The sequence below is a fragment of the Collinsella sp. Sow4_D11 genome, assembly GCF_052116465.1.
Classification (GTDB): domain Bacteria; phylum Actinomycetota; class Coriobacteriia; order Coriobacteriales; family Coriobacteriaceae; genus Collinsella.
The window spans coordinates 29,184-50,290 of record NZ_JBQKLA010000009.1 but is presented as its reverse complement, the minus strand read 5'-3'; the positions used below and the strand labels follow the sequence as shown (position 1 = coordinate 50,290).

The window sequence follows — 21,107 nt, the reverse complement described above, 5'->3', positions numbered from 1 at the left end:
ACTCAACGCCACGCCAGTCATTAATTGACAATATGCGAGCTCATATAGTCGATAAAGCGCCTCGTGGCGATAGGCATGGTGTCCCAGCTGCGCCAGGCCGCCACTACGTCGCGTGAGGGGGCGTGCACGATGGGACGTACGCGAATATCGGCCCGCATGCCCTCCACAGTACGACGGTAGAGCATACTCACGCCTAGGCCCTCCTCCACCATCGCCATGATGGTGTAGTCGTCGGTGACCTCGCTCGTCACGTGCGGCGACAGGCCATGCGCCGCGAATGCATCGAGCACCAGGCTCTGTTCGCCCTCATCCAGCAGCACAAACGGCTCGGAAGCCAGGTCGGCGAGCGTCACTTTTTCCTTTGCCGCCAGCGGATGCGCGACAGGCAACAGTGCCACCAACTCGTCGTGATAGACCACGCGCTTCTCGAGCCCTGCGGTAAACCCACGTGCCGTAAAGCAAAAATCCACTACGCCGTCGTGCACCCATTGGGCGTTGCGCGTGTAGTCGCCCTGCTTGAGGGTAAAACGTACGCCCGGGTGCAGCGCCCCAAAGTCGCGGATCACGCGCGGTAACACGGTTCGACTCACGTTGGTAAACGTCGCGATGCGAATATCGGACGACGAAAGCCCCAGCAGCTCCTGGCGCTTGCCCTCGAGCTCAGCCTCGGCAGTCACAATCTGGCGCAGATACGGCAGATATTGTTTACCGTCGCGCGTAAGCGAAACGCCCTGCTTACCGCGCTCGATAAGCGTGGTACCCAGCTCGCGCTCGAGTGCCTTGACGGCCTGGCTCACCGCACTTTGCGTATAGCCCAGCTCGTCCGCCGCGCGTTTCAGGCTGCCGCAATCGACCACCATACAAACAATCTGATACCGCGACGCCATCGTGCCTCCACAACAATGCAGCCGTAAAACGTTTTGCCAGTGCTTTTCCTAATGACATTAGCATTTCTTAATCATACTGAAGATACATTCGCTTTACTACATCCAAATCTGGGAGCAGAATCCTTGTTACGAAACCGTTCTGCAACAAAAGGAGTCCCATGGATCGCAAAAAAGCAATCGCGCTCTCATTTTCCGTTCCCGTCGCATGGGGCTTTTCGTATCCCCTCATGAAGATCGGCATGGACAGCATGAACGCCACGAGTATCGTCGCGCTACGCTGCATCATCGCTTTTGTGGCCTGCCTGCTGCTCTTCCACAAGCGCGCGTTGCGCATTAACCGCGACCTTATGGTCCGTGCCGCCATCATCGGCGCCATCATGGCAACCGAGCTCACCTGCATGTGCCTGGGCTCCAGCCTCACCTCTGCCTCCACTGCGGGCTTTTTGCAGAGCCTGACGGTCGTGATCGTGCCGTTTGCCAACGCCGCCCTGCTGCACCGCGCCCCCGAGCGCAAAGTGCTCGTCGGCACCGCCATCGTCACCTGCGGTATGTTGCTGCTCTCGGGCGCCGACTTCACCAGCCTGAACCCGGGCGCGCTCATCATGCTGCTCTCCGCCTTTGTCTATGCCGGCCACATTATCGTGGCCAAGCGCTTTGTCGAAGAAGTCGATCCGCTTGCTCTGGGCGTTTGGCAGCTGGGCTTCGGCGGCTTATTCTCGGGCATCGCCGCATTCACCTTTGGCGGTTTCACACTCCCCGGCACGCCGGGCGAGGTCGTGGTCGTCGTCGCACTCGCACTCATCTGCTCTGCCTACGGCTTTATCACCCAGACGCTCGTGCAGCCCCACGTGCCCGCCGAGACCACCGGCTTTGCCTTCTCGCTCGAGCCAGTCTGCTCCGCCGTCTTTTCGTTCTTCCTAGTCGGCGAGGTCCTGAGCCCCATCGCCTTCCTGGGTGCAGCTCTCATCCTCACCGGCGTCATGGCGGCAACCGTCGAGCTTCCGCACCTCCGCGCACATGGACGCGCTCGTATGGCAGGAGTGCCCGAGCGCGCCTCGTAGACCCCGCTCTTCATGCAGCCGCGGCATAAAGGCAACCGGTGCGCCTTTACAATAGATGCCAACATAGCATCTGCCATAAAGGAGCTCCATGGACACCGCAACTCGTGACCGTAACATAGCAACTTGGTTGGGCGATGCGCCGCAGCCGGTACGTGACACTACGAACCAGCTGCTCGAGCGCATCGCCCTTTTGCGTGCCGAGCAGACCATCTACCCGGCACAAGACGACATCCTCAATGCCCTCGCCTACACGCCGACCGACCAGGTCAAAGTTGTCATCTTGGGCCAAGATCCTTATCACGGGCCCAACCAGGCCATGGGGTTATCGTTCTCGGTCCCCGCGACGCAAGCCAAGTTGCCGCCAAGCCTGCGCAACATCTATAAGGAACTCAAAGCCGATCTGAGTTGTCCCATTCCCGCCACGGGAGATCTGACGCCATGGGCACAACAGGGCGTCCTGCTCCTCAACACTACGCTTACCGTGCGCGAGCATGCCGCGAACTCACACGCCAAGCTGGGCTGGAGTACGCTCACCGACTACGTTATCGAACGCTGCTGCCAGCTACCCCAACCGGTAGTCTTTTTGGCATGGGGCCGCTTTGCCCAGCAGATGGTTGAGGGCAAGCTCGCCGCAATCGACGCGGGCAAAACAACCGGCAAGTTCTGCCTTGCCTCCACGCACCCCTCGCCGCTTTCGGCTAACCGTGCCACGGCAGAACTCCCCGCTTTTATGGGGTCGCGACCCTTCTCGGCAGCCAATCGGCTACTCGAACAGCACGGCTCGACCCCCGTCAACTGGACTTGTCTCGGCTAAAAATCGATACATCAAAAATACGCCCGACGGCTTTCCATCGGGCGCGTTTCCTATTCGGGCCAAATAAATTGTGTGCGGCCGGCCTCGCCACCATCAATGAGCAGGCTCTGCCCGGTCATAAACCGGTTGGTCACGCCCACAAAGTAGATCCACTCGGCGATCTCTTGGGCGGTTGCCCAGCGTTTAAGCGGTGTAAGCTCCATAATCTGGTTCCACAGGTGTTCGTCTTCCATCACGCAACGGTTGAGCGGCGTGATAACGCCACCCGGGTCCACACTGTTGGCGATGGCCTGCGGTGCCAGGCGGTTTGCAAGGTTCTTGGTGTAGGCGATAACGCCGCCCTTGCTGGCAGCATAGGCGGGAAACTCCGATCCCGTATGCCCACTCGCCGACCCCACATTGACCACGGATTTGATAGCGGGCGCCGGCTTGGCGACAAGCCCCTCCCCCACAAAAGCGTAGCGCTCGGTCACGTTGATGGTGCCACGCAGGTTGGCGGCGATATCGTCGACCGAATCCTGCGTACCCGCAACGTTCACGATCACTTGGGGTTCAAGGTCGCCTGGAAACGAGTCAGGCTCGCGTACATCAACGACCAGATGGCGGTAGCGTTCGTGTTCGATCGCCGCCGGCAGCAGATCAAAGCCCACGACCTCGTGGCCCTCGTCCAAAAAGCGCCGCACGCACGCGGCTCCGATACCGCCCGAAGCTCCCGTGATCAAAACCCGCATACTTGCTCCTTAGGCGGTTGCGTGGCGCTTGAGGTACTCGGCGCCCACATTCTCACGCTCCCAGCCACGCACGACCTTGTAGCCCACGGGGCTCAGGAAGACCTCGCACAGCAGCTCGGCGACAGCGCCGGTCAGCGAGCACATAAGGACCTGCACCCAGGTCCAACCAAAGAACGTGTGACTCACTACAATGGCAAAGACCAGGTTGTCGATAAACTGGCCAACACCCGTGGACACATAGGAGCGGAAGGCGAAGCTCGCAAAGTTATTCTTTTTGAGCATACGGCCGAGCGACTGGTTGAGCGTGGAGTTAACCACGGCAGAAACGAACATTGCCAGCGAAGAGCCCAGCACCACGTACCAGGTGCCGCCGATGGTGGCGTTAAGGGCGGTGTTGACCTCGATCATGCCCGTGTCGTAGTAGGCGCCCCACATGCCGGGCGTGAGCGAGCATGCCCAAAAGCACAGGCTCACGGCAAGGTTGACCGCCAGTGCGAGGATAGAGATTTTGATGGATGCCTTGGCGCCAAAGCGCTTGCAGATCATGTCCTGGCACAAAAACGAGACCCAGCTCACCACAAAGCCGCAATCGAGTGCCAGATACGGCAGGCTGATGAGCTCTTTGTTGGCCAGCAGGTTCATCATGATAACGCTCACGAAAAACAGCGAAACCGTTGCCGCGGGAATGCTCCGCAACAGGACCTTGTAGTCCTCCATGACCTTCTTGATCATTATGTACTCCTTTGGTTTTAGGTTTAACGAGCAGGATATCGGACCCGAACTGCTCGGACGCCCCGGTCTTGAGGCGACGGTGGGCATGATAGCCGCTCATGCGGCATCAGGCAAGCAGGCAGCGCGGCAGCCCCGCAGGGCCACCGCGCCGATGCGTTAAAAGACTACGTTGCCAAACTCCGACAGGATAAGGTCGGGATTGTGGTCGGTTGCCCAATCCACGTTCCACGGGCTCGTAAACAGCAACAGCTTGCCACCGCGCATGTCCTCGACGCGCAGCGTGTCGCGCGTGAGCGAAAGGCCCGGGATATCGATGGTGTCGGGGTCGTTCTGGATCCAGCGAATGTCCGTATAGGGCAACGGCTGGCGACGAACCTCAACACGGTACTCGGCCTTGAGGCGGCGCTCGAGTACCTCAAACTGTAGCACGCCGACCACGCCCACGATGACGCTCTCCATGCCGGCACCAAGCTCGCGGAAGATCTGGATGGCGCCCTCCTGGGCAAGCTCCTCCATGCCCTTGACGAACTGCTTGCGCTTGAGCGTGTCGACCTGCGTAATGCGAGCGAACATCTCGGGGGCAAACGTCGGGATCTGCGGATACTGCACATGGCGCTTGCCGGAGCACACGGTGTCGCCGACGCTAAAGATACCCGGGTCGAACAGGCCCACGATATCGCCCGCGTACGCCTCGTCCACGATGGCGCGGTCGTCGGCCATCATCGACGTGCCCGTGGCAAGCTTGAGCTTGCGGTTGCCCTGCACGTGGAAGGCATCCATGCCGCGCTCGAACTTACCCGAGCAAATGCGCACAAAGGCGATGCGGTCGCGGTGGTTCTTGTCCATGTTGGCCTGGATCTTAAACACAAAGCCGCTAAAGTCGTCGCGGCAGGGATCGACCGGTTCACTGGTAAGCGTATCGGTATAGGCACGCGGTGTCGGGGCCAGACGCAGGAACTCCTTAAGGAAGGGTTCCACGCCAAAGTTGGTAAGCGCCGAGCCAAAGAACGCCGGGCTCAGCTTGCCGCAGGCCACGGCATCCAAGTCGAGCTCGTCGCCGGCACCATCGAGCAACTCGATGTCGTCCATCAGGTTCTTATGGTTCTCCTCGCCGATGAGCTCATCCATAGAAGAATCGCCCAGCTCGGCCTCGACCTCGGCGACCTTCTTGGTGGCGTTGGCGTGACCGTCGCCCTCAAAGGCAATGACGCGACGGGTCTGACGATCGAACACGCCGCGGAAATTGCGGCCGCTGCCAATCGGCCAGTTCATGGGATACGTATTGATGCCCAGGACATTCTCGATCTCTTCCATGAGCTCAAACGGATCGCGAGCCTCGTGGTCGAGCTTGTTCACAAAGGTGAAGATGGGAATGTGGCGCAGCGTACAGACCTTAAAGAGCTTCTTGGTCTGGGCCTCGACGCCCTTGGCGCCGTCGATGACCATGACTGCGGCGTCAGCGGCCATAAGGGTACGGTAGGTATCCTCCGAAAAGTCCTGGTGACCGGGGGTATCGAGGATGTTGACGCAGGCGCCGTTGTAAGTGAACTGCAGCACCGAGGAGGTGACGGAAATGCCGCGCTCCTTCTCGATGTCCATCCAGTCCGAGACGGCATGCTTGGCCGAGCTCTTGCCCTTGACCGAGCCGGCGGTCTGGATGCTGCCGGTATAGAGCAGCAGCTTCTCGGTAAGCGTGGTCTTACCGGCATCCGGGTGGCTGATGATCGCGAATGTGCGGCGCGACGAGATTTCATCCGACAGGCTTGCCATGCGGATCCTTTCTTGCATTGAGTGCATTACGTCGTTGTAACCGCACTATTGTAGCCGCGAAATTCCGCTCTAGGGCGCCTATCAGGACAAATTCATCAGTTGGGGCCTGTGTAGCAGTCGATGACGGCACTCCGCAGCAGTTTGTCTCGATCAGTAACATCTAGACGGTTTTTGAACCTCTACCTGTTACAGATTTAGACAAACAGGTGGGCGTCCCAGAAAGATCTCGATCTGTAACATCTAGCAGCCAAAAACTTCTCCAGTTGTTACAGATTGAGACAACCAGGTGGGGCCCACCAGCAAAATCTCAATCTGTAACAGGTAGCCGTCCAAATCGGTTCCAGATGTTACAGATTGAGATGAATGGACGAGCGGACAATCCCTATTTGCCTCTTGCATAACTGTGCATAGTGTATATATACTGTGCTTACCGGTTATATACACGTGTAGCCCAACAGCTAAGGAGCCGCTGTGGACATCATCCTATCCAATTCGAGCGACAAGCCCATCTACGAGCAGATAACCTCGCAAGTCAAAGCTCAGATCTTATCGGGCACGCTCGCTGCGGGAGCCAAACTCCCCAGCATCCGTGCACTCGCGAGCGACCTGGGTGTGAGCGTCATCACCACCAAGCGCGCCTACGCCGACCTAGAGCAACTCGGGTTTATCTGCACCGTGCAGGGCAAGGGTTGTTTTGTCGCCGAGGGCAACCAGGAGCTCTTGCGCGAAAACCAGCTATGCCATATCGAAGACCTGCTTGCGAAAGCGGCGAGCCAAGCCGAAGCCTTGGGCGTCACGCGCGACAAACTGCACGAAATGCTCGACCTGGTAGCCCCCGAAACCATGCAGTAGCCATCTGCAAGAAAGGCTATACCATGCAAAACTTGCTTGAACTCAAAGGCATCTCACGCGCTGTAAGCGACCGCTTTTCACTACGCGATGTCACGCTCGCCGTGGAGCCCGGCCAGATTGTTGGCTTTGTGGGCGCAAACGGCGCCGGCAAGACAACGACCATTCGCGCCGCGCTCGGGCTTATCAAACTCGATGCCGGCGAGGTGCACCTGTTTGGGCAGCACTGCGGCGCCGACGCGCCCGGTGAAGCGCAGCGTTGTCTGCGCACTCGTATCGGCCTCGTGCTGGACACATGCCCCTTCCCTTCCACACTCAAGGTGACCGAAGTTGAGGCACTCGTAAGCCCGGCGTACCCCACCTGGAGCCACGACACCTTCGCCAGCCTCATCGACCGATTTGGCTTGGATCCCAAGGCGAAGGTCAAGGACCTCTCCCGCGGCATGGGCATGAAGCTGCAGCTTGCCTGTGCGCTCAGTCACAAGGCCAAGCTGCTCGTTTTGGACGAAGCCACCGCGGGTCTTGATCCCATGGCACGCGAGGAGCTGCTCGATGAGCTGCTTGCCTTTGTCGCCGACGGCCAGCGCAGCGTGCTGCTCTCGAGCCACATTACGTCCGACCTCGATCGCGCTGCCGACCGCATCATTTGCATCGATAACGGCTCGATTGTGTTTGACCTGCCGCGCGAGGACATTACCGACCGCGCCGGCATCGCCCACTGTACCCAAGCGCAGGCCGCCGAGCTTATGGCTTGCGTCGAAGGCGCCCGTGCCGCCCACCACGCTTATAGCGTGGACGTGCTCGTGCCCAACCGTCGCGAAACGCTCGAGGCCTTCCCCGAGATTCCCTGCGATCGGGCAACCATTGACGATTATCTACGCCTCACGCTGAAAGGGGCTTCGAAATGAAACGCGCCTTTATGTCCGAGCTCGCCATCGTTCGCACGCTTGTCCCAAGCATAGCGGGCGTCGGCCTGTTCATATTCGTTGTGCTGACCCTCGCCAACACGTCAGGTGGCGACTCCGGCATGAGTGCCGGCGCCTGCGCGCTCAGCGCCATGTCACCCATCATGGTCATGAGCTCGCTGGCAGGCTTCGACAATCAAAACGGATGGGAGCGCTATCGGGCAACGCTGCCCCTCTCGCGCAAAGACATCATCTGCGCACGCTACCTGAGCATCGTTGTCTTCTCGGCCGTCATGACGTGCGCCGCCACGCTTTTGAGTATCGTCGCCACCCCGCTCTTCAACAGCGCGGGCATTCCTTCGACGGGACAGACGGTCTTTGAAATCGCAATCGCCTCGGCAGCATCGATGCTCATCTCCCTCATGATGGTGTTTTTGGCGCAGCCGCTGTTCTTTCGATTTGGACACATGGAGGCGCTGCGCCTATCCGTTGGCCTGTTTGCCCTGCTCGGATGCCTTGCCATGGCCACGTTGAGCTCATCCAACCCCATCAGCAACTGGCTTATGTCGATTGCCGGGGCGAATCCCGATCCCGCCGTCCTTGGCTGTCTGTGCGCAGGAACTGCAGTACTGGCGCTCGCACTATGTGTAATCAGCTGCGCTGTCAGCACCAAGGTTTATCGAGTACGCGATCTGTAATCGACGGCTAAAAAAGCTTAGGTGGTACCCCGCTTATTTTTTCAATGAAACGAGGCGGCATAGCGTCACCACCGCCCTTCACAGCAGGCCGTCTAGTTCTTGGCAACCAAAAAGACACCGTCAGCATATCGAAGGTGAATACTTTTCCGAGAAGTGAACGAGTAAAAACAGTGCCCTGTAGCATCGACATTTTTAAGGACTCAATTCCTGCGGTTTTTGTCTAAGAATCCTGCAGTTTTGTTCGAAAAAAGTGTGCATGTTCCAGGGGTCCAGATTTACTCGTTCACTTCGCGGAAAACCATTCACCTTCGATTCGAGCCTTAACCAAATGCCCTCTCGAACTATGGCCCCTGTCTCACCACAGCGATATCAAAGCTTCATGGCGGGACGGTATCATCGGACGAGCGCCGTAAATCTGGCGCGGTCGTTCTTTGGGGAGGCATTTCACCCGTGTCGTGGGTCGCAGCAGCATTTGTGTCGGCTTTCTTTGCCGGCGTCACATCAGTCCTGGCCAAATGCGGCATCAAGCAGACCGACTCCGATGTCGCGACGGCCATTCGCACCTGCGTGGTGCTCGTTTTCGCCTGGGCAATGGCGGGCATTTCTGGATCCATTGGAACCATCGGCAGCATCGAACCCAGATCTTGGCTCTTTCTCGTCCTCTCGGGACTCGCTACCGGTGCTTCGTGGATCTGTTACTTTAAGGCGTTGGGCATCGGAGACGTCAATAAGGTCGTACCGGTCGACAAGATGAGCACCGTACTCGCTGCACTGATCGCCATCGTGCTTTTTGGCGAGACGAGCAACCTTGCGGTTAAGCTCGTGGGAACCGCTGTCATCACCCTCGGTACGTTTTTAATGATCGAGAAGAAGCAGTCTGCCGGACCCGAGCGGCAGCAAGACCGGACCTGGCTCGCTTACGCCCTCGGCGCCGCCGTGTTCGCGGCGCTCACGTCCATCCTTGCCAAGGTTGGCATCGAAGGCGTCGAGTCCAACCTGGCCACGGCAATCCGTACCTGTGTGGTACTGGTTATGGCATGGGCAATCGTGGCAGCTAAAGGCAAGATGGGCCAAGCCGTGCACGTAGACCGCTACGAACTCGTATTTCTCGCGGCATCGGGCATTGCGACTGGCGCATCGTGGCTGCTGTGCTACTACGCCATCGCCACAGGCCAGGTGAGCGTCGTGGTGCAGATCGACAAACTATCGATTGTCGTATCGGTACTATTTGCGCGCCTGGCATTCAACGAAAAACTCTCACGGCGCAGCGCCATCGGTCTCGCCTTCATCGTCCTGGGCACCGCCGCGCTCGCGATTTGGAAATAGCGCCGATGCCAAGCGAGATCTAGACGCTCGCAAATCCGTGACAAACGGCATATCCCGGCACGCCCGTGACGTTTTACAATATAAACGTCACGGGCCTCGGCTCAGTCTCGATCATCCAAGGGGATGTCTTTTTGGTCATTGTTCTTTAGGGAACGGTCAATCGCATAGAACCACGAAAACGGCCGTCCAACGGCCGTGGTTTGTTGCGCCGTTCCGCCTCCGTCATCTGCCATTTTTGCACCTGATAGGAAAGAACAATGCAAACCCAGGAATCTCAATCCTTCCCAAAAGCAACTAGCTTCGGCGCGACACTCGTACGCTCTAAGATTATGGGCCCCAATCCCCTCAAGCTCTGCGAAGAGCTGCTTCGCGATGTGCATATCCCCTGCGGCGTCCGCGTCTGCGACCTTGGATCGGGCACCGGTATCACCAGCGCCCTACTCGCCCGCGAATACGGGTTTGACACCTACGCCGTCGATCTGTGGAGCGACCCCGTCGAAAACCGTGCGTTCTTCGATTCGCTATGTATCTCGCGCGACACGATTCACCCTGTTAAGGCAGACGCCTCGCAGGGGCTGCCGTTTGAGCACGACTATTTTGATGCGGTCGTAAGTATCGACTCGTACAACTACTACGGCCGTGACCCACACTATCTGGGTGAGCGCCTACTCCCCTACGTAAAGCAAGGTGGGATGCTCTACTTAAGCATCCCCGGCATGGTTCGCGACTGCCACGACAACCTGCCCGTTTGCCTGCTCAAATCCTGGACACCCGAGCAGCTCGACTATATGCACGACATAGCCTGGTGGCGCGCCATGATCGAGCCGACCCCCGGCGTCGAGATTGTCTCGATGCAGCCTATGCTCTGCACGGACGAAGCATGGAAAGACTGGCTCGCCTGCGACAACGAGTACGCAGCAGGCGACCGCGCTGCCGTTGAAGCCGGCGCGCTCGAATACCTCAACACCATCGCCATTGTGCTGAGGAAGCTCTAAACATTAGCCGCGCAAGGCCGTAAACAAATGGCCTCGCGCGGCTTCTTCAAAACGAGTTCTAAACAAACGCAAAGCGCAATATGCTACTTGCGCAGCGGCTTGGGCAGCGGAATGCCGGCGGCGATGGCTGCGGCGATGATCATGCAGACGATGCCCTTGAGCGGGAAGCACATGAGCAGCAGGCCCACAACCATGACAGGCTGGCGCATGACGGCGCCCATCGTCGATGCCGTGCAGACGGCGACGCAAAAGACCGGATCGGCGCCGGTGAGGATGGCAAGGCCATAGCCCAGGCTTACGCCCGAGAAGATAACCGGGAAGAAGTGACCGCCACGCCAGCCCATATTGATGAGGGCGGGGGTCAGCATAGCCTTGACAAGACCGGTCGCGATAAGCACGCCGGCGGGAATGGTCAGATAGGTTTCCATGAGCACGTCGGCTTGCGTCTCGCCGGCAAACATGGTGTAGGGCAGGAGCGTACCACAGATGGCGAGCGCCAGACCGGCCATCATGGCCTTGACGACAGGACGCTCCCCTATTGCATGGGACAGCGCCTCGCTCGCGTGCTCGGAGACAAAGTACAGCCAACCGCAAACGGTGCCGAGCAACGCCAGCGGAATGAGCCAGGCAAGCTCCAGGTTGCCCACCTCGGCGGACTCGAACCTGGGCATGCCCATGCCGCCGCCCACGAGCTGGCCAAGCAACAGGTAAGTGCCCAGACCGCCGGCAATCGCAATGCCGTAGACCACGGTCTTTTGCGCCTTGGGCAGCTTGATGGTGATCTCGTCGGACGCGGACTCATCGTCGGCATCTTCGCCCTGGCCGTCGGCGCTACCGGCGAGCGGCGCCACAAAGCCAAACACAGGCGCGGTAAAGAGCGCCGTCAGGGCAGCCTGGGTACCCAGCAGCGTGAGCTCCCTAAACTCGGCGCCAAAGCGACGCATGCGGTCGCCGACCCAGCTGCACAGGCCCGCGATAACGCCGGTCAGGCCGGCCTCCGGTCCAATACTTCCGCCAAACAGCAGCGGCAGCAATGCCGCAAGCGAAAGCTTGCCCAGATTGTCGTACGGGTAGCGCCCATCTTGCTTGACCTTAGCCATCACCTGATTGAGGTTATCGGTCTTGGTGTCTGTCATCTTTTCGTACAGACCGATTAACAGGCCGCCCAGCAGGCAGACAAAAAACGGGTACGGCAGAAAGCCAAACGGGCCGCTGGCGAGCTCGGGCGAAGCGACGCCCAGTGCGTGCGGAATCTCGGTCCATAGATAGTCGATGCCGTGCTCCATCACAAAAAAGAACAGCCAGACCGCGGCACCTGCGAACGCACCGGTCACGGCAACGCTAACTAAAAACAGCGCGCGGTTTGTGGGTTTAGCGAGCTTATCCATCGGGTCCTCCCGCGGTCAAAGTCGACATAGATACGTTTTATTGTAGAGCGAGTGTGGCCCAGACGAGCCAACCGTCTGCGCTGCAAACGGAGCCACCGGGGACCACAGCGGGACAGGCTCAAGGCTTACCCGTTGATAATTGATGCGATTTCGTACAGATCCTCGGCAAAGTAAATGCCTTGCTGGCGCCGTGGGCTTGATAAGCCCTTATCAATCATGTGTACGAGCAGCGCCTTGAGGTCGTTGTAGTAACCGTCCAGGTTATACAGGATGCACGGAGCACTCAGGTGCCCCAACGACACCGCGGACATAACCTCGGCAATCTCCTCGAGCGTGCCCGTCCCACCGGGAAAGGCAATGAACGCATCGCCGAGCTCGATCATCTTTGCCTTACGCTCCGCCATACCGCTCGTCACGATGAGGTCGTCGATACCGTCATGTTGAAACTCGGCCTCGATAAAAAAGCTCGGCTCCACACCCGTCACGTGCCCGCCGGCATTAAGCACGCTATCGGCGAGCGCGCCCATCAGGCCCGATTTGGATCCGCCGTACACGAGCGCGTGCCCGTTGGCGCCAATCCAGTTGCCCAGCTCCTGCACCGCAGGCAGAAACGCCGGGTCATTGCCGATACTGGCACCCAGATACACGGTGATATTCAAATTCAGTCCCCCTCATGGTGACGCGCGGCGCCCGTTTTAGCGCTGGCGCCGGCGATATTCGCGCACGCGGCGCGACAGATCGGCGAGCTCGTCACGATCGAGCTCTTCCAAATGCTCAAGATCATCCATAAAGCGCGCCATAGTGTCCTTTTGATGCATCTTGATGAGCATATTGCAGTAGCTCACCGCCACGCCCGTGAGCATGGCAATGTAAAAAATGCTGATAACGCTCAGGACGACCGTGATGACACGGGCGACCGGCGTTTCGGCCGGAATGTCGCCAAAGCCGATCGTCGATACGGTCTCAAAGCTAAACCAAAGGCCATCGCCAAACGTAAGAGTTGTTGGCTCAGAGAGCCAAACAGCCATTGAACACAGAAGATAAAAGACGAGAAAAAGGCCCGTGATGCGCACGAAACCGGCTTGACGCAACACATCGGCCAGCGTCCTCAGCTTTTTCATCGAGACCCCCTTTTTTTCAGGACAAGCAATCGCTTTTGGTCGGTATTGTCCCACGCCTCCCCCGCAAACGGAACCAGCCATCGAGAATGCCCCTAGACGACGAGTTGTGAGGGACAATCCTTCCACAACAAAAAAGTGCGTTTCAATCTGCGACAAATAGGATGTTCCCGTCTGCCTCGCAGCCTGAACTAGTATCTTGATATAGACATACCACCCACCGCCGTGCACGCAGCACGCGGAAAGAAAGGAAACCCACGATGTTTAGACCTCTTCGTAGAAAGAAGCGTGCTATCACCGATCAAGAGGCACGAGAGCTACTTGTTAATTGCAAACGCGGCATTTTTGCCGTCAACGGAGACGACGGCTATCCTTACGCCATTCCCGTTAACTACTACTTTGACCCCGAGCACGACAAAATTTACTTTCATGGAGCCAAGGCGGGGCATAAGGTCGATGCACTCAAACGCAGCGACAAAGTCTGCTTTACCGTCTATGGCAACGATTGGTACAAAGACGACGACTGGGCACCCTATGTTCAGAGCACTGTGGTTTTTGGCCGTTGCCGCCTCGTGAACGATGACCCGGCGTTTGTCGAAGACAAAGTCCGACAGTTTGCCCTCAAGTACTATCCTTCTGCCGAAGAGGTCGAAGAGGAGATCAAGCAAAGTATCAGGGGCGTCCAGCTGTATGAAATTACGGTTGAACACCTTTGCGGCAAGCAAATTCAAGAAAAGTAGCAAACGTGGAAAACGCGCTCGCAACCCTCTACGCCCTATGCGCCCACGCACATTGACGACACGGGCGCAAGCCGCAATACCCGAATCGTGCGACCCCTATACCCCAAAAACGTAACGGTCTAGGCGGTCGCACGCTTCCCTTACGCGTGAAAGCGGCAGCGCCAGATTCACGCGAATGTGGCAGGGGCCATGGAACGGACGTCCATCCTGATACCCCACGCCCACGCGTGCCCCCTCGTCGAGCAACCACTGAATATCACGGCCATGCTCGCGGCACCACTCGGTGCAGTCCAGAAACACCATGTACGTGCCCTGCGGACGCGAATAGGACACGCCCTCAAAATGCTCGTCCACGTAATCGCAGAAGTACTCGATATTGTCGGCAAGCACCTGGTTGAGTTCGTCCACCCACTCGTAGCCCTGCGGTTGGTAGGCACCGATAAGCGCATGCATCGAAAGGACATTCATCTCGTTGTAATGGGTCTTGTTAGACACAGCGCACATGCGGTCGCGCAGCGTCTCGTTGTAGACAATGTGGTAGCTGCCGACCAGACCCGCCAGGTTAAACGTCTTGCTCGGCGCATAGAGGGCAACCGTGCGCATGCGGGCATCCTCGCTCACCGACTGCGTCGGGATGTGCTTGTGTCCCGGCAGAATGATATCGGACCAAATCTCGTCCGAGATCACCACGCAATCGTGCTTGCGATAAATGTCCATGGCGCGCTCGATCTCGTCGCGCTCCCATACGCGGCCGCAGGGATTGTGCGGCGAGCAGAACACTGCGGCATGGATGTGATTTTGGGCGAGTTTGCGCTCCATATCCTCAAAGTCCATGCGCCACACGCTCTGGTCGTCGAGCTGAAGCGGGCTGTGGACAATGCGATAGCCCGCGGCCTCGATGGACTTGGTGAAGCCGATGTAGGTGGGGCTGTGGACCAACACCGCATCGCCCGGCTGGACATACGCGCGCAGCGTCGACACGACACCGCCCAGCACGCCGTTTTCGTAACCGATATGCTCAGGCGCCAGGCCCTCGACGCCATTACGGCGACTCTGCCATTCGATGATGCGGTCGAAGTACTCGGAACGCGGATTGAAGTAACCAAACATGGGGTGCTGGGCGCGCTGAATGATGTGCTCCTGGACTGTAGGCACCGTGGCGAAGTTCATGTCCGCCACCCACATGGGAATGCGGTCGAAGCCCTCGTCGGGTGCGTTCGGAGCCATACCGGGGATCTCACCCCAAGAGTCAACGGCGATGGAGTCCATGCCATGGCGGTCGATGATTGAAGTGAAGTCGTATTTCATGCTGAGCCCCCGTGCAGAGCGGAATGATTCGGTAAGCGTTATTGTCCACCAGCGCAGGCGATTTTGGCATGGGGTTTGGCGCTTAATTTGACGGGTGCGGACGAATGGCTGGCTAGTCTCGCGCGTCGTTGATGGCGGTTACCGTCAACCTGGCCCCGTCAACCGTAAACGATATGTCGAGTCCGGCGTAAGCCAAGTGGTAAACGCGGTTTGGCTCGTGCTTGCTGCCCGCGCGGCGCGGATCTTGGCGAAGAACCTCGACCAGGCCGGGGAGCTTTGCGGGCGGGACCATGTCTTGAAGCGCTTGCGGGAACTCAACATCGAGCTCTTGCCACGGAGCACCCTCAATCCAGCCGCCGGTCGCATCCGGGTGGCAGTCCGCAAACGGGATGTAGGGCTTAATGTCGTAGATGGGCGTGCCGTCACGCAGGTCGGCCCCCAGTACATGGATGATGGGGCCGTCGTCGGTGCGCTCAACGCGGCTGAGCTTGACGCAGGTAAGACCGATGGGATTGGGGCGAAACGGACTCCGCGTGGCAAACACGCCCACGCGTTCGGCTCCGCCCAGACGCGGCGGGCGCACAGTCTTCGACCACTTGACGTTGGTGCCGGACCTGTCCTGCGTCTTGGCATCGGCAGCTATATCCTTAGCCGCGCCGCCGGGCGTTCCGTTTTCGAAGCGCCACAGCAGCCATAGGTGAGAGAAGGAGTCCAGATCCTCAACTGCTGCGTTGGAGGCAAATTCCGGCTCAAAGACGATGCGTCCCTGCAGGTGGGGCGCCAAAAAGCTGTTGCGCGGAATGCCGAACTTCTGCGGCAGGTCGGTATGTATGTGTGCGATAGGTTCCATGCCGGTCATTGTACGGCATGGAGGTGTGGGGTGCAGCGCGCAATTCTTCGCCGCGGTCTCCCGTCGTGCAACCAACGGTTGCTTGGAAGGGCGCCGGCCGCCGCGTATGCTTAAGCCATCAACCAGCAGAAAGGAGTCACTATGGCCTTTGCAGAAAAGCTCATTGCCATTCGCCGCGCCCATCACCTTACCCAAGAGCAGCTCGCCGCCAAGCTCTTCGTCACACGCCAAGCCGTCAGCCGTTGGGAACGCGGCGAAGTCACCCCGGGCATCGACATGATGAAGCTCATTGCCGCCGTAACCGGAGAACCGCTGTCCCACCTGCTCGAAATGCCCGAGCACTATTGCCAGAGCTGCGGCATGATACTCACACCCGACGACTGCGGCACCGATGCTTTGGGCGCCACAACCGACCATTACTGCAAGTGGTGCTACGACCACGGCCAGTACACCTACGACACCACCATGGAAGCGATGATTGAGGATTGTGCCCCGCGGCTGGCGCAAAACACCGGCATGTCGCTCGACGAAGCCGTCTCGCTCATGGGCGCCGTCCTGCCGCAACTGGAGCGCTGGCGCTCCGTGCAGGAAAACGAGGGGCGCTACGGTGCCGAGGCGCGGGCGCGCTATGGCGACGAGGCGATCGACGCAGCAAACGAAGCACTGCTGGACATGGACCCCGAGACATGGAACGACATGAAGGAACTTGAACGCGCTATTCTGGGTCAGCTTTCGATTGCCATGGGCGACGGCGATGCGGATGGAAGCGAGGCCCGCAAACTTGTCGCGATGCACCGTCGATGGATTGGCCTTAACTGGGGGCACAAGCCCCAAGACGAAGCATACCTGGGCCTCGCCCACGGCTATCTTGCTGACCAGCGCTTTATCGACTACTACGACAAGCCCTGCGGCACCGGAGCCACGGCGTTTCTGGTACAGGCCATCGAGTCGTCGTCAGCTCATGCATAGACCGCGGCGGCTTTGGGTATTTCAATCAAAACCTCAACCGATTGGAGACCTATGGCTACTAATCATGAGCTCACGCTGTACGTTATGACCGGCTGCCCGTATTGCATGAAGGTCAAGCGCTTTTTGGCGGATAACAGCGTGACCGTTCCCGAGTGCAATATCTCGACCGATACCGAAGCCGAGCAGACGCTTATCGCCGTCGGCGGAAAACGCCAGGTTCCCTGTCTGTTCATCGACGGCAAACCACTCTACGAATCGAGCGACATCATCGCATGGGTACAGGAGAACCTGCTCTAGCGTGCGAGTACTCATTGGGGACGTTCTTAAATGACTAGCCGTTAAAGAACGTCCCCAATGACTAGCTAACCGTAGGTACTCATTGGGGACGCACTTAAATGAGTGGGTAGGAATTCGGTTTCTCAAATTTATAGAACATATGTTTGCTCTCTGTGTTATACTCATCTCAAGGCATGAGACTGGTCGAGAGCTCCTGCGGAGGTCCCCAATGACACGCTGGAGCGAGCTCGGTAAGTAAGATCGGTGGTTACCGCACTCGCCCATCTCAGACAGGCTGCGCTCCTGTTCGCCGTCGCCATCAAAGAACGGCACTCACAATCAGACTGTTTCTTTTCCGTGAGTCACACAGGAGCGCATCGCTATGGCAAAAAAGATACCAACCCTTTCACCCGACATTATTTCAAACACCTGCTCGGATATCAGCAGGATTGTCGAGGCCAAACACCTCGGCCAGAAAGGCACCGACCATGAGGCCTCTTCGGAAGGGGCTCTGCTCATCGGGCGCCGTCTCGAGCAAGAGATTGCCGGATACCCCATTTCCAATCTAAATGGCCTACTCTCGCCCATCGCTTGCCACCTCAAGCAGCACTTTAGCCCAAGCCTGGGCCCGACCTATCTCAAGCGTTGCATAAAGCTCGCACGAACTGTTCCGGAAGACATGAGTTTTCGACCGGAGCTTGATCTAGAACACTATCAGTCGCTCGCTCGCATCGCCGACAAAGATCTGCGCTTGGATCTGATGAACGTTGCCGCTGATAACCGTTGGAGCGCATCGCGCATCGATCGTCATGCCCGCTATCGAAGTCCGCAGGACGTTTTGGATGCTTGGGAGCGCCGTGCGCTTGAATCAAATCAAGAAGTACGGCGCTTCGCCCGCGCCTACACAGATGCCTGTGGAATCATTTCACTCGATGAACTTATTGAGCTCTACAACTCCTGTGCCCCCAATCCAGTCTCGAGATTTGAGATAAATGAAACTATTTGGCAAATCAGGAACGAATCGGGGCAAATCGACAATCCCTGCGTCACATCCAGAGATGGAAAACTCTATCTCATAGCGCCTGAGCTCGATGACGCTGTCGATGAAGCCCCTTATTACTACGATGACTACGGATACTCCTATCGAAAATATGAAAGACGCAGCGAATACACCGGTGAGATGCGCGCGCTGCGCGAACGGCGCGTTGGCATCAGAGTGGCAGCCATCTTCGCCGGTCACGAACGTCTCCCAATCAAAAGGCTCAGTTATGACGAAGTCATCTGCGGGCATATAAAGTGCAGTCGATCTGTCGAACGACTCAAGCAGTACGTCCTGAGAGACCCTGAGATTAAGGCATCCGATCTCCATGCAAGAGAAGATGAGTTCGATTTCATCATGACAAAGCTTTTGCGTTCCGTTGGACTCAACGGTATGCCGACAGCACAGCAAATTACCGAAGACGCAGCTTTCTTATTGATTGTCGTACGGCCCGAGTTTTACGAACGCAAGAAAACAGCCGAAGTCTCCAAGCTCCTCTCGATAATCTATGAAAACGCTCCCCTCTGGGAGTTCAACGGACGTTCACATACCGAACTAAAAAGCGAAGGAGTAGTGGAGCCTCCGATGTCGGCTTTACATCGAAAAGTCCAATCAAAACAAGTCGCTTAAGCCTATTAACTGCTTGCATTTTTGTTTACAAAACTGTATACAAAAAGAGAGGCCCTTATGGAGCTCATCGCAATCCACCCCCACGCCCTCAAACACGGGCTGACGGAGACGGATATCACCTGCGCCTGGAACTCCGCTTTTGCATGGTTCAGGCGTGATCTTGAAAACGGAGGTATCGATTACGTTCTCGTTGGACTTGATGGAAGAAGCCGTCTCATGGAGCTCATCGCTCGATATTGCTCCAATCGAGATGGCTATATCATTTACCACGCCCTTGTCCCTCCTACGCGCAAGGTGCTCAGGGAAATCGGGATCAATCGATAGGAGGCGCTATGGACGCTAAGCAACTCGAAAAGATGATCGGATTTGCCCCCGGAGAGTTGGAGAAAGCCGCGGAGGCATACGAAAAAGATGAGTGGCCGAAGGGTCGCACCATCAAGCTGGGAAGGCCGTCGATCTCTGATGAGCCAAGCGTTGTTTTATCGGCACGTGTGGGTGAATCGGTTCTTGAAGCGTTTGACGAGAAGGCAAAGCGCCATGGGCAAACACGCACAGAGCGACTCAGAGAACTCATTACCCTTGACGCAATGATTGCCTAGTCCCCCACCGAATCCAAACATGTACGCCAGCATCCAAAGTCGACATTTTTCGACATCTTTGGATGCTGACGTACAGCTTTTGCAACATAGTCATTGGGGACGTTCTTAAATGACTAGCCGTTAAAGAACGTCCCCAATGACTAGCTAACCGTGGAAGCGGGCTATGGGCGCAAGTGGCTGCTCGCGAAAGACGCGATCGACGGCGGCGCGGTATTCGTCGACCTTTTTAGTCTTGCGTACGAGCTTGTGAACGGTAGCAGGATCGGCGAAGGCGCATTTAGCGTAGAACCACCACTCCTTCATGCGAAAGACCGCGTTGCCGCCAATCTCTTCTGCATATGCCGCAAACAGCGTGTCGTGGAAGCGCTGCAGTTCGGCTGCCGTGGCAGCAGGGCCACCCTTGACCATGCGAGCCAGCGCGGGGTTCGCAAGCAAGCCACGCCCCAGCATCACATGGCGTGTACCGGGATAGGCCTCCACCAGCGCATCCATGTCCTCAAGATCAAAAATATCGCCGTTGTATGCCACCGGAAACGGTGCCCGCTCCAACGTCTCGCCATAAAACTCTTTGCGCGGCGAGCCCGTATAGCGATCCTTCTGTACGCGCGGATGCACGATCAACTCTGCCAACGGCATGCGACAGTACAGGTCAAGCACGCGCTCGTATTCGTCGTCGCTCTCCAGCCCCAGCCTGGTTTTTACCGACACCGGCAACGGCGATCGCTCGCACACGTCACTCAAGAACACCTCGAGCTCGTCCAAGTTGCGCAAGAAGCCCGATCCTTTACCCTTGGCAACAACCGTACCCGAGGGGCAACCAAGGTTCAGATTAACCTCGCGGTAACCCATGTCGGCGAGCACGCGCGCCGCCCACACAAACTCATCCGCGTTCTTGGACATCAGCTGAGGCGCCACGTTAAGCCCTTGGTTGTTAGCCGGATCGATTTCCTTAAACGCCTTGCCGCCAAAGCGGTTGCCCACCCGCGGCGGCGGCAAAAACGGCGTGTAATAGCAGTCGAGCGCACCGAAGCACTCCGCATGCACGCGACGGAACACATGCCCGGTAATCCCCTCCATGGGGGCCAACGATAGAATCATCAACATCTACTCTCAAATCAATGCGGCAAAGGAACCGCCCCTTTGTCACATGCATTATGCCTTGTCCCCGAGGCGGCCCACAAGGCGGAGGCGGTTGCTTGATGTCAACCAGCCCTCCGACCATCCCTGTGCAACGAAGGTGAATGGCGCCCACAAACAGCAAGTAGGGCCGCCCCACAGCAGCTCCCTCACTCGCCACTTTTTCCTTGTCCAAAAGAGGACGTTCGCGATCAAGCGATCACCAACAGCACGCTGCTGACCGCCATGTCTGAACAACAGACACCCTCCGCTCATCTATACTCAAGAGTGTGTACGCATCGCCCC

The 21,107-nt window shown here is 57.9% G+C and carries 23 protein-coding genes; 13 read left to right on the top strand and 10 right to left on the bottom strand.

Features of this window, described 5'->3' with window-relative positions; translation table 11 throughout:
* Nucleotides 1–20: 20 nt before the first annotated feature.
* Nucleotides 21–860 carry a LysR family transcriptional regulator gene (locus ACTQ40_RS05525; RefSeq protein WP_441563555.1) on the bottom strand — a complete coding sequence of 280 codons (840 nt, stop codon included), beginning with the start codon at nucleotides 858–860 and terminating at the stop codon, nucleotides 21–23.
* A gap of 185 nt (nucleotides 861–1,045) precedes the next feature.
* Here ACTQ40_RS05525 and ACTQ40_RS05520 point away from each other — a divergent pair, with 185 nt between their 5' ends.
* Both ACTQ40_RS05520 and ACTQ40_RS05515 read left to right on the top strand, forming a co-directional pair.
* Nucleotides 1,046–1,948: a DMT family transporter gene (locus ACTQ40_RS05520; RefSeq protein WP_441563554.1), complete on the top strand. Its 903-nt coding sequence runs from the start codon at nucleotides 1,046–1,048 to the stop codon at nucleotides 1,946–1,948.
* 88 nt (nucleotides 1,949–2,036) lie between these two features.
* On the top strand, nucleotides 2,037–2,762 hold the full coding sequence (locus tag ACTQ40_RS05515) for a uracil-DNA glycosylase (RefSeq protein WP_441563553.1): 726 nt from the start codon (nucleotides 2,037–2,039) through the stop codon (nucleotides 2,760–2,762).
* Nucleotides 2,763–2,812: 50 nt separating this feature from the next.
* On the opposite strand, the gene ACTQ40_RS05510 is transcribed toward ACTQ40_RS05515, so the two are convergent.
* The 3 genes from ACTQ40_RS05510 to ACTQ40_RS05500 all read right to left on the bottom strand — a co-directional run bounded on the left by ACTQ40_RS05510 (nucleotide 2,813) and on the right by ACTQ40_RS05500 (nucleotide 5,995).
* On the bottom strand, nucleotides 2,813–3,493 hold the full coding sequence (locus ACTQ40_RS05510; RefSeq protein WP_441547113.1) for an SDR family NAD(P)-dependent oxidoreductase: 681 nt from the start codon (nucleotides 3,491–3,493) through the stop codon (nucleotides 2,813–2,815).
* A gap of 9 nt (nucleotides 3,494–3,502) precedes the next feature.
* Nucleotides 3,503–4,225, bottom strand: a complete 723-nt coding sequence (locus ACTQ40_RS05505) for a VUT family protein (RefSeq protein ID WP_229770709.1) — start codon at nucleotides 4,223–4,225, stop codon at nucleotides 3,503–3,505.
* Between the two features lie 156 nt (nucleotides 4,226–4,381).
* Nucleotides 4,382–5,995 carry a peptide chain release factor 3 gene (locus ACTQ40_RS05500; protein ID WP_427719358.1) on the bottom strand — a complete coding sequence of 538 codons (1,614 nt, stop codon included), beginning with the start codon at nucleotides 5,993–5,995 and terminating at the stop codon, nucleotides 4,382–4,384.
* A gap of 471 nt (nucleotides 5,996–6,466) precedes the next feature.
* On the opposite strand from ACTQ40_RS05500, the gene ACTQ40_RS05495 reads away from it, so the two are divergent.
* The 5 genes from ACTQ40_RS05495 to ACTQ40_RS05475 all read left to right on the top strand — a co-directional run bounded on the left by ACTQ40_RS05495 (nucleotide 6,467) and on the right by ACTQ40_RS05475 (nucleotide 10,768).
* Complete coding sequence (locus tag ACTQ40_RS05495) at nucleotides 6,467–6,847, top strand: GntR family transcriptional regulator (RefSeq protein ID WP_370450620.1); 381 nt, start codon at nucleotides 6,467–6,469, stop codon at nucleotides 6,845–6,847.
* A 23-nt stretch (nucleotides 6,848–6,870) separates the two neighbouring features.
* Nucleotides 6,871–7,752: an ABC transporter ATP-binding protein gene (locus ACTQ40_RS05490; RefSeq protein ID WP_441563552.1), complete on the top strand. Its 882-nt coding sequence runs from the start codon at nucleotides 6,871–6,873 to the stop codon at nucleotides 7,750–7,752.
* Entirely contained in the window at nucleotides 7,749–8,447 is a 699-nt protein-coding gene (locus ACTQ40_RS05485) for an ABC-2 transporter permease (protein WP_441563551.1), read from the top strand. The genes ACTQ40_RS05490 and ACTQ40_RS05485 overlap by 4 nt, the downstream gene beginning before the upstream one ends.
* A gap of 450 nt (nucleotides 8,448–8,897) precedes the next feature.
* Nucleotides 8,898–9,773, top strand: coding sequence for an EamA family transporter (locus tag ACTQ40_RS05480; RefSeq protein ID WP_427796082.1), 876 nt, complete (start codon nucleotides 8,898–8,900; stop codon nucleotides 9,771–9,773).
* A 329-nt stretch (nucleotides 9,774–10,102) separates the two neighbouring features.
* Nucleotides 10,103–10,768, top strand: a complete 666-nt coding sequence (locus ACTQ40_RS05475) for an SAM-dependent methyltransferase (RefSeq protein ID WP_441563550.1) — start codon at nucleotides 10,103–10,105, stop codon at nucleotides 10,766–10,768.
* Between the two features lie 83 nt (nucleotides 10,769–10,851).
* Here the strand turns inward: ACTQ40_RS05475 and ACTQ40_RS05470 are convergent, their stop codons facing one another.
* From ACTQ40_RS05470 to ACTQ40_RS05460, 3 genes are all read right to left on the bottom strand, one after another.
* Entirely contained in the window at nucleotides 10,852–12,156 is a 1,305-nt protein-coding gene (locus tag ACTQ40_RS05470) for a chloride channel protein (RefSeq protein ID WP_441032546.1), read from the bottom strand.
* Nucleotides 12,157–12,281: 125 nt separating this feature from the next.
* Entirely contained in the window at nucleotides 12,282–12,815 is a 534-nt protein-coding gene (locus ACTQ40_RS05465; protein ID WP_441563549.1) for a TIGR00730 family Rossman fold protein, read from the bottom strand.
* A gap of 36 nt (nucleotides 12,816–12,851) precedes the next feature.
* On the bottom strand, nucleotides 12,852–13,277 hold the full coding sequence (locus ACTQ40_RS05460) for a potassium channel family protein (protein WP_154516963.1): 426 nt from the start codon (nucleotides 13,275–13,277) through the stop codon (nucleotides 12,852–12,854).
* 257 nt (nucleotides 13,278–13,534) lie between these two features.
* On the opposite strand from ACTQ40_RS05460, the gene ACTQ40_RS05455 reads away from it, so the two are divergent.
* Complete coding sequence (locus ACTQ40_RS05455) at nucleotides 13,535–14,014, top strand: pyridoxamine 5'-phosphate oxidase family protein (RefSeq protein WP_154516961.1); 480 nt, start codon at nucleotides 13,535–13,537, stop codon at nucleotides 14,012–14,014.
* A gap of 96 nt (nucleotides 14,015–14,110) precedes the next feature.
* On the opposite strand, the gene ACTQ40_RS05450 is transcribed toward ACTQ40_RS05455, so the two are convergent.
* Nucleotides 14,111–15,322: a MalY/PatB family protein gene (locus ACTQ40_RS05450; protein WP_427728362.1), complete on the bottom strand. Its 1,212-nt coding sequence runs from the start codon at nucleotides 15,320–15,322 to the stop codon at nucleotides 14,111–14,113.
* A gap of 112 nt (nucleotides 15,323–15,434) precedes the next feature.
* Entirely contained in the window at nucleotides 15,435–16,172 is a 738-nt protein-coding gene (tsaA, locus tag ACTQ40_RS05445; RefSeq protein WP_441563548.1) for a tRNA (N6-threonylcarbamoyladenosine(37)-N6)-methyltransferase TrmO, read from the bottom strand.
* A 141-nt stretch (nucleotides 16,173–16,313) separates the two neighbouring features.
* Between tsaA and ACTQ40_RS05440 the strand changes: the two genes are divergently transcribed.
* The 5 genes from ACTQ40_RS05440 (at nucleotide 16,314) to ACTQ40_RS05420 (ending at nucleotide 19,685) form a co-directional block, all read left to right on the top strand.
* Nucleotides 16,314–17,141 carry a TipAS antibiotic-recognition domain-containing protein gene (locus tag ACTQ40_RS05440; protein ID WP_441563547.1) on the top strand — a complete coding sequence of 276 codons (828 nt, stop codon included), beginning with the start codon at nucleotides 16,314–16,316 and terminating at the stop codon, nucleotides 17,139–17,141.
* A 51-nt stretch (nucleotides 17,142–17,192) separates the two neighbouring features.
* Nucleotides 17,193–17,438, top strand: coding sequence for a glutaredoxin family protein (locus tag ACTQ40_RS05435; RefSeq protein WP_441563546.1), 246 nt, complete (start codon nucleotides 17,193–17,195; stop codon nucleotides 17,436–17,438).
* A gap of 361 nt (nucleotides 17,439–17,799) precedes the next feature.
* Entirely contained in the window at nucleotides 17,800–19,086 is a 1,287-nt protein-coding gene (locus ACTQ40_RS05430; RefSeq protein WP_441563545.1) for a hypothetical protein, read from the top strand.
* A gap of 57 nt (nucleotides 19,087–19,143) precedes the next feature.
* Nucleotides 19,144–19,410: a hypothetical protein gene (locus ACTQ40_RS05425; RefSeq protein ID WP_427728371.1), complete on the top strand. Its 267-nt coding sequence runs from the start codon at nucleotides 19,144–19,146 to the stop codon at nucleotides 19,408–19,410.
* Between the two features lie 8 nt (nucleotides 19,411–19,418).
* Nucleotides 19,419–19,685, top strand: coding sequence for a ribbon-helix-helix protein, CopG family (locus ACTQ40_RS05420; protein ID WP_154516940.1), 267 nt, complete (start codon nucleotides 19,419–19,421; stop codon nucleotides 19,683–19,685).
* Nucleotides 19,686–19,829: 144 nt separating this feature from the next.
* On the opposite strand, the gene ACTQ40_RS05415 is transcribed toward ACTQ40_RS05420, so the two are convergent.
* Nucleotides 19,830–20,762: a tRNA dihydrouridine synthase gene (locus tag ACTQ40_RS05415; RefSeq protein ID WP_441563544.1), complete on the bottom strand. Its 933-nt coding sequence runs from the start codon at nucleotides 20,760–20,762 to the stop codon at nucleotides 19,830–19,832.
* Between the last annotated feature and the right edge of the window lie 345 nt (nucleotides 20,763–21,107).